This is a genomic window from Methylomonas koyamae (assembly GCF_019669905.1).
Taxonomy (GTDB): domain Bacteria; phylum Pseudomonadota; class Gammaproteobacteria; order Methylococcales; family Methylomonadaceae; genus Methylomonas; species Methylomonas koyamae.
The window spans coordinates 4,282,895-4,296,677 of the sequence record NZ_AP019777.1; the positions used below are offsets into that span (position 1 = coordinate 4,282,895).

Annotated in this window: 13 protein-coding genes and 1 other RNA gene; 6 read left to right on the forward strand and 8 right to left on the reverse strand. The window is 58.3% G+C overall.

Translation table 11 applies throughout. The features are described 5' to 3' along the window. The first annotated feature begins 121 nt into the window (after nt 1–121). Genes MKFW12EY_RS19340 through MKFW12EY_RS19360 form a run of 5 tightly spaced genes read left to right on the forward strand, consistent with a single transcriptional unit; the run spans nt 122 to nt 5,428 of the window. Nucleotides 122–2,134 (forward strand): dehydrogenase E1 component subunit alpha/beta, encoded by a 2,013-nt coding sequence (locus MKFW12EY_RS19340; RefSeq protein ID WP_221053593.1) that lies wholly within the window; start codon nt 122–124, stop codon nt 2,132–2,134. An 8-nt stretch (nt 2,135–2,142) separates the two neighbouring features. After that, nucleotides 2,143–3,249 carry a 2-oxo acid dehydrogenase subunit E2 gene (locus MKFW12EY_RS19345; protein WP_221053594.1) on the forward strand — a complete coding sequence of 369 codons (1,107 nt, stop codon included), beginning with the start codon at nt 2,143–2,145 and terminating at the stop codon, nt 3,247–3,249. Nucleotides 3,250–3,276: 27 nt separating this feature from the next. Next, the gene (locus tag MKFW12EY_RS19350; protein WP_054760496.1) at nt 3,277–3,543 is read left to right on the forward strand and encodes a phosphopantetheine-binding protein; all 267 of its coding nucleotides are present in this window, start codon (nt 3,277–3,279) and stop codon (nt 3,541–3,543) included. Nucleotides 3,544–3,581: 38 nt separating this feature from the next. Next, entirely contained in the window at nt 3,582–4,439 is an 858-nt protein-coding gene (locus tag MKFW12EY_RS19355) for a hypothetical protein (protein ID WP_221053595.1), read from the forward strand. Continuing rightward, a complete protein-coding gene (locus MKFW12EY_RS19360) occupies nt 4,436–5,428 on the forward strand; it encodes a polysaccharide deacetylase family protein (RefSeq protein ID WP_221053596.1) in 993 nt (330 codons plus the stop codon). Before MKFW12EY_RS19355 ends, MKFW12EY_RS19360 begins: the two co-directional genes overlap by 4 nt. Here the strand turns inward: MKFW12EY_RS19360 and MKFW12EY_RS19365 are convergent, their stop codons facing one another. The 8 genes from MKFW12EY_RS19365 to rluC form a co-directional block, all read right to left on the reverse strand. After that, a complete protein-coding gene (locus tag MKFW12EY_RS19365; protein WP_054760489.1) occupies nt 5,429–5,767 on the reverse strand; it encodes a histidine triad nucleotide-binding protein in 339 nt (112 codons plus the stop codon). An 8-nt stretch (nt 5,768–5,775) separates the two neighbouring features. After that, the gene (gene recR / locus MKFW12EY_RS19370) at nt 5,776–6,372 is read right to left on the reverse strand and encodes a recombination mediator RecR (protein ID WP_054760488.1); all 597 of its coding nucleotides are present in this window, start codon (nt 6,370–6,372) and stop codon (nt 5,776–5,778) included. Between the two features lie 3 nt (nt 6,373–6,375). Continuing rightward, a complete protein-coding gene (locus MKFW12EY_RS19375) occupies nt 6,376–6,699 on the reverse strand; it encodes a YbaB/EbfC family nucleoid-associated protein (RefSeq protein ID WP_054760486.1) in 324 nt (107 codons plus the stop codon). Between the two features lie 16 nt (nt 6,700–6,715). After that, nucleotides 6,716–8,335, reverse strand: coding sequence for a DNA polymerase III subunit gamma/tau (gene dnaX, locus MKFW12EY_RS19380; protein WP_221053597.1), 1,620 nt, complete (start codon nt 8,333–8,335; stop codon nt 6,716–6,718). 33 nt (nt 8,336–8,368) lie between these two features. Continuing rightward, nucleotides 8,369–8,465: signal recognition particle sRNA small type (gene ffs, locus MKFW12EY_RS19385), an RNA gene on the reverse strand. A gap of 97 nt (nt 8,466–8,562) precedes the next feature. Beyond that, nucleotides 8,563–9,537 (reverse strand): signal peptide peptidase SppA, encoded by a 975-nt coding sequence (sppA, locus tag MKFW12EY_RS19390; protein WP_054760484.1) that lies wholly within the window; start codon nt 9,535–9,537, stop codon nt 8,563–8,565. A 9-nt stretch (nt 9,538–9,546) separates the two neighbouring features. Next, entirely contained in the window at nt 9,547–10,194 is a 648-nt protein-coding gene (locus MKFW12EY_RS19395) for an HAD-IA family hydrolase (protein WP_221053598.1), read from the reverse strand. Further along, a complete protein-coding gene (gene rluC, locus MKFW12EY_RS19400; protein ID WP_221053599.1) occupies nt 10,178–11,137 on the reverse strand; it encodes a 23S rRNA pseudouridine(955/2504/2580) synthase RluC in 960 nt (319 codons plus the stop codon). The genes MKFW12EY_RS19395 and rluC overlap by 17 nt, the downstream gene beginning before the upstream one ends. Nucleotides 11,138–11,556: 419 nt before the next feature. Here rluC and MKFW12EY_RS19405 point away from each other — a divergent pair, with 419 nt between their 5' ends. After that, entirely contained in the window at nt 11,557–13,764 is a 2,208-nt protein-coding gene (locus MKFW12EY_RS19405) for an Rne/Rng family ribonuclease (RefSeq protein ID WP_221053600.1), read from the forward strand. The last annotated feature ends 19 nt before the right edge of the window (nt 13,765–13,783 follow it).

Consider the following 13,783-nt stretch of genomic DNA (forward strand, 5'->3'; position numbering starts at 1 on the left):
TACGACGTATATGTTGAACTCACCCGCCGCGGCGAAGCGTCTGCCGGCTTGCGCGGCGGCCCGGCCTTAGCGTAAATTAGCGCTTTTAACCCGAGTCGTCCCCGGCGCCTGGAACCAGCACATGGAAATCAGCCAACAATCAACCGATCAGGCAATTCTGGCTTGGGCTAGAGACGATCACGGCAAACCGCAAATAGCGCTCGATCCGGAAAGCCTTTACCGTTACGGCCATCTGATTCGGTTGACCGAACAACTGGTCCTCGACCAGTTTTCCCGCGGCCTGGTTTCCGGCACCACACATACCTGCATCGGCCAGGAATTAACGGCGATGTCGGTCGTGCGAGCACTCAACCATCCCGACGACGCCGTGCTGTCCAACCACCGCAACCACGGCCACTTTTTGACCTATTCCGGCGACCTCGTCGGCTTGGTCGCCGAAATCATGGGCCGCGAAGCCGGCGCCTGCGGCGGCTGGGGCGGCAGCCAGCATTTGGTGCACCGGCATTTTCACAGCAACGGCGTTCAGGGCGGCATGCTGGGTATCGGCGCCGGTTTGGCTTTGGCGCGCAAGCTACACAACAGCGACGGCATCGTCGCGGCCATTATCGGCGACGGCACGCTGGGTCAGGGCCTGGTTTACGAAGCAATGAACCTGGCGTCGGTCTGGAATGCGCCATTGCTCGTTGTCGTGGAAAATAACGGCATTGCCCAAACCACCGTCAGCAGCCATACCCTGGGCGGCGACATCGAAGCCCGCGGCGCGGCGTTCGGCCTGCCTACTTGGCGCGTGGCCGACGACGATCCAGAATTTTTGGCGAAAGTCGACGGCGTCGTCAACACGGTCCGCGGCAGGCGCGGCCCCGGCTTTCTGGTTATCGACACCCGGCGCATGGGCCCGCACAGCAAGGGCGACGATTTGCGCGATCCCGAGGAGTTGGAGCAAATACGCAACCGCGACCCGCTGGCGGCGCTCGGGCGGCTTCTGCCGGCAGACGTCCGCAATGCCATCGAATCAAACAATCGCCAGTTCGTAGAAGCCGTGCGCCAAGCAGCCGACGCCTCTCCGGAAGCCTGCCTCCGCGAAACTCCGGCCCATATTTTCGAGCAACCGGCTCAACCGGAACCCATGTCCGTTCCGGAAATTCCGGCCGGCAGCAACGTCCGCCAGGCCATCAACAGCACGTTGCGCCATTTGCTCGACTCGGATAAGCGCGTTTTGGTGATCGGCGAAGATTTGCACGATCCCTACGGCGGCGCCTTCAAGGTTACCCAAGGTTTATCGACCGATTTTCCCGGACGGGTGATTTCCACGCCGATCAGCGAAGCCGGCATCACCGGCGCGGCAATCGGTCTGGCGCTGGACGGCTACCTGCCGATCGTGGAAATCATGTTCGCCGACTTCCTGACGCTGTGCATGGATCAACTGTTGAACCATGCCGTCAAATTTCCCGGCATGTTCCCGGACGTCTCGGTGCCGCTAGTGATCCGCACCCCGTGTGGCGGACGGCGCGGTTACGGCCCGACCCATAGCCAAAGCCCCGAGCACCTGTTTACCGCGGTTCCGGGTTTGACCGTGGCTTACCCCAGCCATCGCCACGACGTATCCGGCTTGCTGGCCAACGCCGTGCAACGTTGGCATTATCCGGTGCTGTTCCTGGAACACAAATTACTGTACGGCGAAAAACTGGATCCGGCCGACTATACTGCCCTGGATAGTGCCGACGATGTCGCCACCGAGCTGTTTCCAACGCTCAGGCGCGGCGCCGACGATCCCGATGTGACGCTAGTGGCCTACGGCGGCATGCTGCCGATTGCCGAGGCCGTAGCCAGGCGTCTGGAAACCGAAGAGGAACTGGCGGTGGAAATCGTCGCCCCCGCCTTGCTGTCGCCGTTGCCGCGCGACTCGATGATAGGCCATCTGCTCGAGCGGCAAACCGTCGTTGTCGTCGAAGAATCGCACCACGATTTCGGCGTCAGCGCCGAAATTGCCGCCGCGCTACTCGAATCGGGTTTTAGCGGCCAACTGTTGCGCATCGGCACGCCGCCGGTACCGATCGCTTCGGCGCGCAGCCTGGAACGAAGCATCATTCCCGACGAACAATCCATCATCGACCAAATTCTCGACCTTTTCTAAGGATTGCCATGGCCAGCTACCAGACCGTCCCCTGCGTCAATATCAACGACGAATTCGTCGACATCGTCAGCATCGACGTCAAACCGGGGCAATACGTCAACAGCGGCGACATCGTCGCCACGGTCGAAACCGACAAATCGATGATCGACGTGGTGGCGGAGCAAGCCGGTTACGTATTGAGAATCGACGGCACCGAAAAAGAAAAAGCCCGGGTCGGCTCGATCCTGTTTTGGTTGGGCGAAGCGGCGGACGAACCGATTCCCGAACAAGCATCCGATCCGGTAGCGACCGACTCCGTTACGCGGCAGCCGACCGCGAAAGCCCGGGCGCTGTTGAAGCGGTTAGGCTTGGCTGCCGGAGATATTCCGAGCAGCGGCGAACGGCTATCGGTCGCGGACATCGAAACCTGGCTGGCCCGTAACGGCAAAACCATCGCCCCAGCCACCGGTGCCGCACCGATTGCTCGCCAGGACCCGGTGCCGGCTGTTAATGGCGAATTGGAAGCGCTCTCATCGGAAGCTGCGGGCATGCTGCACGCGGTCACCTGGCACCGCGACCACGCCGCGGCCGGCTACATCGAAATGGAATACGATCCCAAACCGTGGGAAGAGTATGCCGCCGGCTATGCCGCCGAACACAAATTGATGTTATCGCCGCTGCTGCCGCTGTTGGCATTTCGCCTGGCCCAGCTAGGCCGCGAACGCCCGACCATCAACTCCACCATCGTCAACGGCCAACGCTACCAATATCAGCCGGTCAATTTGGGGTTTACGGTCCAAGCCGGCAACATGCTGTATTTGACCGTGGTCCGCGATACCCAGGACATGGATACCGCCCAATTCATCAGCGCTCTGGGCGAAATTCAACGCCACGCCATGGGCCATAAGTTGCCGCCGCAGGAAGCCTCCGGTGCGACCTTGTCGTTTTCCAGCATGGCGCGCTGGAACGTCAGCCGCCATATTCCGATTTTGCCGCCGCAAACCTCGCTGATCATCGCCCATGCCGCTCCGAAAAACGCCGGCCATGCCGTGTTGGCCGCCAGCTACGACCACCGCGTGCTAACCGGCTTCGATGTTGCCCAAGTCTTGCAAGCTTTGTCGCAACCGCCCAAATAACCCCCCAAACCTCAAGAGAAACATTGCATGAGCCTGAATCCAGACGCTATCAAAGCCGCGCTCCGCGCCAAAGTCATCGAACTCGCCGCACCGCTGGGTATGGATGCCAGCGGCGTAACGGACGACGATATTCTGCCGGCCACCGGCTTGCTCGACTCCGGCGCCATTTTGGAATTGGTGGTGTGGTTCGAAGCAACATACGACATTCGTATCAAACAGGAAGAGATGAATATCGATAACCTCGGTTCGATCAACGCGATGACCGATTTTCTGTTGGCCCGCAAACCAAGCTAGACAATCAAGCCCTTTCAACTTCACCTAAGGCGATACATATGGCATTGCCGACCATCGAACCGATACAGGACGGCGATCTGCTGCCGTTCTGCCAATTCCTGACCGAACATCTAAGCAACCAGCGTAGCGCCGAGCAATGGGCGCAAGCCTTTCGGCAAAACTGGATTTCGGATAAGCCCAATAACGGATTTGTAATCCGCGACAGCGGCAAAATCGTCGGCGGCATCGGCGCCATTTACGCCGAGCGCAAGATTCGCGGCCAAACCGAACGCTTCTGCAACATTACCAGTTGGTGCGTGTTGGAAGCCTACCGCGCACAAAGCATGCGTCTGGCGATGGCGGTGGTTTCTCAACCCGGATTCCACTTTACCGACCTGACCCCCACCGAAGTAGTTTCGAAGACCTTACAGTTTCTGAAATTCAAACCGATGAACGAACGGCATGCGATTTGGCCGAACTTTCCATGGCCGTTTTCGGCAATCGCCGGCGTAAAGGTCATTACCGATCACGAAACGATTGCCAGCGTGCTGCCGGCCGACGCCGGCAAAGTGTTTACGGAACATCGCCATTTGTCTTGGTTGCAACATGCCGCCGTAGGTAAGCCCGGCGCTTATTGCCATGTGGTCTGGAAACCGAATCGCTTGAAAGGCGTGAACGGCGCGATGATTCTGGGATTCAGCGACGCCGAATTATTTTTACGCTACCGGCACACGTTTGGCAGCCATCTGTTCTGGCAAGGCCGTTTTTACACCCGCGTCGAATCGCGCCTGCTGCCGACGGTGCCGACTCTGGCGCTGGAACTGGCCGGCTACCGCAATAAAGTGTTCCGCAGCGACACGCTGACAGCGGCCGACATCAGCAATTTCTACTCCGAACTAATGGCATTAGACCTATGATCGAGCGAACCCTAATTAAGCCTGAGCCAGCAACTCGCCCGATTTTATCGGTCGTAATCCATACCGAGGAAGAATTCGATTGGAACCGGCCCTACGATCGCAACGCCACCGGCGTCAGCCACATGCAATATATCGACCGCGCCCAAAGCGTGTTCGATAGCTTCGGCATCGTGCCGAACTACGTGATCGACTATCCGATTGCATCGCAAGCCGAGGCCGTTGCTCCGTTGAAGGCTTACGCCGACAGCGGTAGGGCGCTGATCGGCGCTCACTTGCATCCTTGGGTTTCGCCGCCGTTCGACGAAGAAATCAATGCCCGCAACTCCTACCCGGGAAATTTGCCTGCGGAATTGGAGCGGGAAAAACTTCGGCTGCTGACCGAGCAAATCACGGCCTCGTTCGGTAGCCGGCCGCTGACTTATTTGGCCGGCCGTTACGGTTTCGGCCCCAACACGGCGGATATTTTGGAAGAGCTGGGTTACGAGGTCGATATCAGCGTGGCGGCGTCGATAGACTATAGCGGCGACGGCGGCCCGGATTATGCCAACGTCAGCAGCGATCCGTTCTGGTTCGGCCGCCAGCGGCGCCTGCTGGGCTTACCGGGCTCCGGCGGCTACGTCGGTTACTTGCGTAGCGGCGGCACGCCGCTTTACCGGCAACTGACCCAGCCATGGCTGCGCAAAATCCGCGTTTCCGGCGCCGTTGCGCGCTTACGGATGCTGGAAAGGATTCGGCTATCGCCCGAAGATTACAGCGAACCGGAAATGCGCCGCTTGACCGAATCGCTGCTGGACGACGGGATACGGATTTTTGTGTTCAGCTTCCATTCGCCGTCGGTGATGCCGGGCGGCACCCCCTACGTCAGAAACCAAGCCGACCTGGAACGCTTCCTGGGCAAATGCCGGGATTACTTCGATTTTTTTATGGGCCAATTGGGCGGCACGGCAATGACACCGTTGCAGATCAAGGCCTGGCTGGAGCAGCGCTAACTAACCCGGCGGCCAGTGCATTTGCCGGCCGGCCAGCAGGTGCAGGTGCAGATGAAACACAGTCTGCCCGCCGTCGGCGTTGCAGTTCAGCACGGTGCGGTAGCCGTTATCGGCGTAACCGAGATCCTTGGCGATCTGTGCGGCGGTTTGCAGCAGACGTCCGCCCAGCCCGGCGTCGTCCAGTTCGTTCAATGTGGCAACGTGCCGCTTCGGAATCACCAACGCGTGCAGCGGCGCCTGCGGATGCAAATCGCGGAACGCCAGCACTTGATCGTCTTCGTAGACCACGTCCGGCTTGATTTCGCCGGCCGCCATTTTGCAAAACAAACAATCGCTCATAGTTGCTCCTAAAGTTCGCGCCGGCCGTTGAAGGCGTGCGCCAAAGTACCGCTGTCGATAAACTCCAGTTCGCCGCCCATCGGCACGCCGTGGGCGATGCGCGTGGCGCGAACGCCGAATTTGGCGGCGACGTCGGCAATGAAGTGGGCGGTGGCTTGGCCTTCGACTGTCGAATTGGTCGCCAGAATGATTTCCTTGATTTGGCCGGAAGCCATACGCTGCTCCAGCAAATCGAAGCCGAGTTGGTCAGGGCCGATACCGTCCAGCGGCGACAGGCGGCCGTGCAACACGAAATATTTACCCTTGAAGGTCGTCGCTTGGTCCACCACCCAAACGTCGGCAGGGCTCTCGACCACGCACAAGGTTTCGGCATCGCGTAGCGGGTTGGCGCAAACCTCGCACAACTCGGCTTCGGTCAAGGTCCGGCATTCGCGGCAATGGCCGATTTCGTTGACGGCCCGCTCCAGCATCTTGCCAAGCTGCAAACCGCCCTCGCGATTGCGCTGCAACAAATGAAAAGCCATGCGTTGCGCCGACTTGGGCCCGACACCCGGCAAACAGCACAGGCTTTGAATCAGCTCTTTCAGCAAGCCCTGGTTCTGCATCGTTTAAAACGGCATTTGAAACCCGGGCGGAATCGGAATCCCGGCCGTGACGTCGGCCATTTTCTCTTTCTTCATCTTGCCAACCTTATGCACCGCGTCGTTGATCGCCGCCGCCACCAAATCTTCCAGCATGTCCTTATCGTCGCCGACCAGAGACGGATCTATGCTGACTTTACGCACTTCGCGCTTGCCGGTCATGACGATGGTCACCAAGCCGCCGCCGGACTCGCCCCGGACCTCCATGGCTTCCAATTCTTCCTGGGCTTTTTTCAAATTTTCCTGCATTTTTTGGGCTTGCTGCATGATGCCCGCGAGTGCGTTTTTCATTTCTGTCTCCAACCATTCAATTCAGCGGTTCGATGCTGCCAGGCACAATTCTGGCTCCGAACGTTTCTTTTAAAGCCTGCACGTTAGGATCGGCGTTGATATTGTCCACCGCCGCCTGCTGCCGGTCTTCCCGGGCTTTCTGCATTTCCAGCGCCGGCGTCATTTGTGCTGCCGCCTGCTGGGTAATGACCAATTTCAACGGCTTACCGTAATAATGTTGCAAGGCCGTGCGCAGATTTTCCTCGGCCCGGCTGCCGACTTGGTGAAAGCCGGGATCCAGCAATAGCCGGCAACTGCTGTCGTCGATACTGTCCAGCACGCAATTATTGGCCAATTCGCGAGTACGGCCATTCAGATTCAAGGCCGCGATAATGTCTCGCCAGCGGCTTCCGGCATCGGCGGCGGCAATCGGTTGCGCCACTGGGGCTACGGCCGGCTCGGCCACCGTTTCGGCAACCGGCGCGGTCCGCGCCGGGGGCTCGCCGGCTGGTGCCATATTCGGCGCGACGGGAGTCCCAGCCGCAACAGCCTTTACCGGCATGCGGCCAGCCGACGCCGCCGGGCGAAAAGCCAGCATGCGCAATAACGTCATTTCGAAGCCGCTGCGCGGATCGGGCGCTAAAACCAAGTCGCGTTGGCCGGTCAAGCCAATCTGATAATACAGCTGCACGTCCTCCGGCGTTAACCGCTGCGCCAGCTCGTCCAGCAACTGCTTGTCGAATTCGTGGTCGACGAAACCCGGCACCTGCTGCAATACGGCTACCCGATGCAATACCCGCAATATCTGCTGCAGGATCTCGGCGAAATCCGGCGTCAGTTGCGCCACATCGGCGATCTTTGCCAAGACCTGGCGGGCATCGCCGGCCGCCAAGGCCAACAAAATATCGTCGACCGGTTGCTGGGCGACCGCGCCGAGCATGCCCAGCACCGCGTCGCCGGTTACCGTGCCGCTGCCGTAGACGATCGCCTGATCCAGCAAGCTCAAGCCGTCGCGCAAACTGCCGTCGGCCGCTCGCGCCAACATTTTCAAGGCCTGAGACTCGAATGCGATATTTTCCTCGCCGAGGATGAATTGCATCTGCCGGTCGATTTGCTCGGGAGTCAGCCGTTTCAGATTGAATTGCAGACAACGCGATAGCACGGTAACCGGGATCTTGTGCGGATCGGTAGTCGCCAGCAAAAACTTGACGTGGGGCGGCGGCTCTTCCAGCGTTTTCAGCAGCGCATTGAAGCTGTGACCTGACAGCATGTGCACTTCGTCGATCAGATAAACCTTGTAGCGGCCCTGGTTCGGCGCGTATTGGGCGTTATCCAGCAGATCGCGGGTATCTTCGACTTTGGTGCGGGAGGCGGCATCGACTTCGATCAAGTCCATAAATCGGCCTTGTTCGAACGCCTGGCACACAGCACAAGTGCCGCAGGGATTGAAGTTTTGCAGATTTTCGCAGTTGATAGCCTTGGCCAATATCCTGGCGACCGTGGTTTTGCCGACGCCGCGGGTACCGGTAAACAAATAGGCGTGGTGCAAGCGTTCGTGCTGCAGAGCGTGGATCAAAGACTGGCTGACATGCTCCTGTCCGACGAGCTGAGAGAAGTTGCTGGGACGCCATTTTCTGGCAAGAACCTGATAAGCCATTAGCAACGGAAGCGGCAGGAGATTGGGCGGCTACTGCGCCAGCCGCATCCCGGCACACGAATCCGCTGCTACCGTTGCTTCCTTCCGGACCTGGCGGGGTTTACAGCGTATCGTTGCGAGAGGACCGACACAGTAACCATAAAACATCAGCGACTGGCTGAAGAGCTGGCTATTATCCTTAAATCGCTGCCGTTAGGCAAGCGACCCGCAAAAAATAAACTCCGTCCTTAGCGAAAGCCGCCAATATTCAACGCTGTGGCGATGCTGTGACCGAATGCGACCCCGAAACGGCCGACCAAGCGATCGATCAAGCGCTCGTGCGGCGTGAAATTGACCGTTTCCTCGGTGCCGAATTGCTCGCGCACCACCGAATCGATGCTGCCGAAGCCATCGGCCAAACCCAATTGGACGCCTTCCTGTCCGGACCAGATCAAGCCGGAGAACATTTCCGGGGTCTCTTTCAACCGCTCGCCGCGTCCGGCTCTGACCGCCTCGATGAATTGCTGATGGACCTGGTTCAACAAAGACTGCATGTGCTTGCTCTCGCGCTCGTTCACCGGCGAGAACGGATCGAGCATGGCTTTATGCTCGCCCGCGGTCAGTAAGCGCCGCTCCACACCCAGTTTTTCCAGCACATTGCTGAAGCCGAAACCGTTCATGACGACACCGATCGAGCCGACCAGACTGGCTTGGTTGACGTAAATCTTGTCGCTGGCCGAAGCGATGTAGTAGCCGCCCGAGGCACAAATATCGCCGACGACCGAGTAAATCGGCAACTGCGGGTGCACGGCTTTCAAGCGCCGGATTTCGTCATAGACGTAGGCCGATTGCACGGCGCTGCCGCCCGGCGAATTGATATTCAGGATGATGCCTTTGGTATTTTTATCCTTGGCCGCATCGCGCAGGCCTTCGATAATGGTATCGGCCGCCGCGCCTTCGCCCTCGGCGATCTGGCCCAACACATCGACGATGGCTACGTGTTGCGCCGACCCGGTCTCGACCTCCTGCTTCAGCTGAGGATACAAAGCCACGCCCAGCGCTACCGACAAATACGCGAAAGTCAGTAATTTGAAGAAGATGCCCCAACGCCGCGCAGCCTTTTGCTCGGCAATCGCCGCGAACGCCAATTTCTCGAGCACCTCCTTTTCCCAACCGGGCGCGTCCTGGTTCGAATGATCGGGATGCTGTTGATTCGTATCCACCGTAACCTCCTAAAGTAATTCGAGCAAATCCGTCGGATAATCCAGACAAAGCAACGGCTTGTATTGCTGCAGCGTCTCGCGGGAATGGGCGCCGCAGGTGACGCCGGCCGCAGCGACTCTGGCATTGGCCGCCATTTGCATGTCGTGCGCGGAGTCGCCGACCAGCAAGGCCCGCTGTCTGTCGATGCCCAGTTCGGCCAGAATTTCGGCCACCATCAACGGGTCGGGCTTCGATGCGGTCTGGTCCGAACTGCGCGTGGTACAAAACAAATCGGCTACGCCGGTACCGCGTATCGCCTGATCCAGACCGGCGCGTTTCTTGCCGGTAGCCACCGCCAGCCTGAAGCCTTCGCCCCGCAGCCGTTCGAGCATGGCCGTAACCCCCGGAAACAAATCGGTCGGACCGATCTGTTTGGAGAAAAAAGCCTTGCCGTAAACCTCGGCCAAACGTTGCCGAGTTTCGGTATCGACGCCGGGAAACAATTGCCGGGTGGCGTTATCGATACTCAAACCGATAATATCCTTGACTGCAGCCGCCGACGGTATGTCGCACGCACACTCCGCCGCCGCCTGTTGAATGCAGTGGACGATCCAGTCCACCGAATCCATCAGCGTGCCGTCCCAATCGAAAATGATTAAGTCAAAGCGGTTTTTCATGATCGATCAATTGTTGCAAATCGGCCGGCAACGGCGCCACGAAGTGCAGCGGCTCACCGGTCAGCGGATGGGCAAACTGTAATTGTTCGGCGTGCAAGAATAGCCGCTTGTACCCGCGTTTTTTAAACATCTTGTTGGTCTCGCCGTCGCCGTAGCGGTCGTCCGCGACTATCGGATGCCCGAGCCAAGCCGCATGCACCCGGATCTGGTGGGTCCGGCCGGTCTTCGGCGCCGCATGCACCAGAGTCGCATCCTGATATTGCTTTAGCCGCGTGAACAGGGTTTCCGCAGCCTTGCCGGCCTGACTGACTACCACCATGCGTTCGCCGCCCTGGGCGACGTTCTTCAGCAACGGCACGTCCACCACCTGCTTTTTGCGCTGGAACTGTCCGGCCAACAAAGCCAAATAGGTCTTCTGAATGCCGTCGCCGCGAAAAAGTTCATGCAATACCTTCAATACCGAGCGTTTCTTGGCAATCAGCAAACAACCGGAAGTATCTTTGTCCAGCCGATGCACCAGCTCCAGAAACTTCTGTTGCGGCCGGATTTGCCGCAACCCCTCGATCACGCCGGAACTGACGCCGCTACCGCCGTGCACGGCAAATCCGGCCGGCTTGTTCAATACAATGAATCCGTCGTCTTCGTAGAGAATGTGGTTTTCCAAACTGAACTTCAAGGTGGGCTGAACGATGGCCTCGTCTTTTTTTTCGGAAACCCTGACCGGCGGGATGCGCACGATATCGCCGAGTTGCAGCTTGTAACTGACGTCGATACGGCCTTTGTTGACCCGAACCTCACCCTTCCTGACCATGCGGTAAATTCGAGTTTTCGGTACGCCTTTGAGATAACTGATCAGAAAATTATCGAGCCTTTGTTCGCTGTTCGCCTCGGTAATTTCCAGCCATTGCACTTGCGGAGTAGTCTGGTCTGCTGCGGTATTCATGCGCGAAATGATAACAACATATCCGTAAGCTATGTTTAAAATTGCTGGCCCGAATAAACATTGCTATATTAGGCTGGTTTATCTTTGGATAGACTTTGACTATAAAAATTTAAAACCATGGTTTTAGCGCTGTTTCGCCGCGCCAAGCTTATAAAGAATTTTTTCGGGTTTTGTCGCTCAACCCATGATGAGCGAGCTGCATCCTTTGCGTAGAGTTCGGTAAAACAGACCTCCCACTTTTCAAGCGCCCCGCTCGGCATTGCCGATACCCACTGCGACAATAACTACAAGACCTTGCAGTTTTCAGTCAGTCCGGCCGCTCAACTAAAAGTCATATTGGGAAACATGCCGCCTTTATCCGCGACAACCAAACCTGTTCAAGCTCTAGGTAGGATACACAGAACAATAAGGATAATTAAATGAAAAGAATGCTTATCAACGCCACGCAGCCCGAAGAGCTGCGGGTGGCATTGGTAGATGGCCAGAAACTTTACGATTTCGACATCGAAGTTCCATCGAAAGAACAAAAAAAATCCAATATTTATAAAGGCATCATCACCCGGGTAGAACCCAGCCTCGAAGCGGCCTTCGTCAACTACGGCGCCGAAAAACACGGATTCCTGCCGTTCAAGGAAATCGCCCCGGAATACCGCACCGGCGACGGCCAGGAAGGTAAACCATCCAGCAAAAGCAATATCCGCGAAGGCCAGGAAATTGTCGTTCAAATCGAAAAAGAAGAACGCGGCAACAAAGGCGCGGCGCTAACAACCTACATCAGTCTGGCCGGCACCTATCTGGTGCTGATGCCAAACAACCCCAAAGCCGGCGGCATTTCCCGGCGTATCGAAGGCGACAACCGCAGCGAATTGCGCGAAACCATGGCCGCCCTGGAAATTCCGGACAGCATGGGCTTGATCATCCGCACCGCCGGCTCCGACAAAAACGTCGAAGAGCTGCAGTGGGACTTGAACTACCTGCTGCAACTGTGGGAAGCCATCGACCGCTCTAGCACCGAGCAAACCGCACCGTTCCTGATTTTCCAGGAAAGCAACGTCATCATCCGCGCACTGCGCGATCACTTGCGCGGCGACATCGACGAAATCCTGATTGACCAGGAAGGCGCCTTCAAACTGGTGCATAACTTCCTGAAACAGGTGATGCCGCATAATTTGCACAAGGCCAAACTGTATCAGGACAGCGTGCCGCTGTTCAGCCGCTACCAGATCGAAACCCAGATCGAGATGGCGTATAAGCGCGAAGTGTCGCTGCCGTCCGGCGGCTCCATCGTCATCGACCACACCGAGGCCCTGACATCAATAGACATTAACTCGGCCCGCGCCACCAAGGGCAGCGACATCGAGGAAACCGCACTGAACACCAACCTGGAAGCGGCCGACGAAATCGCCCGCCAACTGCGTTTACGCGACTTGGGCGGCTTATTCGTCATCGACTTCATCGACATGATGTCGAACAAAAACCAGCGCGAAGTGGAAAACCGCTTACGCGATGCGTTAAAAATCGACCGCGCTCGTATCCAGACCGGCCGCATCTCCCGCTTCGGCTTGATGGAAATGTCGCGCCAACGCTTGCGGCCGTCTTTGGGCGATTCGACCCAATTGACCTGCCCGCGCTGCAAAGGCCAAGGCACCATCCGTAACGTCGAATCGGTCACGCTGGCCGTGCTGCGCTTGATCGAAGAAGAAGCGATGAAAAAAGGCACCGAGCGCGTCATCGCCCACCTGCCAATCGATTGCGCCACCTTCCTGCTCAACGAAAAACGCGCGGCGATTCAGGAAATCGAATCCAGGCTGCAAGTCGGCATTATCGTGCTGCCGAGCAAACACCTGGAAACGCCGGCTTACGACATCGAGCGGATCAAAGCCATCGGCGACAGCGAAGAAAAAGCCAGCCATTTGCAAATCAAAGAAGAAGACATCACGGTGCCGGAATTCGCCAAACAACTGGGTCCGAAAACCGAAAAAGCCGCGATCAAGGAATTTCTGCCGGATTCGCCGGCACCGGTACAGAGCAAAAAGACTTCGGCCAGTCTGATACAGCGCTTCTGGCAACGCCTGATCGGCGCCGGCAAGACCGTTGAAACCGACGAAGTCGGCGAAAAAAGCGGCGAAGACAAAACCAAACCGGGCCGCAATAATCGCCGCGACCGTGGCGAGCTCGGTGAACGTGGCGCCGGCCGCAACAACAACCGCCGCAGCGGTAACCGCCGTCCGGCGAACCAGCCACCCGCAGCGGCTGGCCAGGAAACCGCACCCAACCTGAACGACGACGCCAAACCGGTAGCGGCAAGCTCCGAACTCGAATCCGGAGCCGATAACGCTGCGAAAAGGGCCCCAGGCGCGGCGCCGGACCGGGAACGCAGCCGCCGCAGCCGTAGCCGCCGCCGCGGCCCGCGCAACGGTGCCGAGAAACGCGGCGAACCGAACCTGAACGGAACGGACGGCGAAGCGCCGCAAGCCAGCGAATATATCCCGCCGGCCGCCGTCGACAGCGGAGAAGGCCACAATCAGCCGCGCTCGTATAACCGCGAGTTTGCCGAGCGGAATCAACGCCCGGCCGAGGACAGCCGGCAAGACCACGAACCCGTCAGAACCGCCGCCGAAGAATAAACGGCGGCAACCGGGCGCC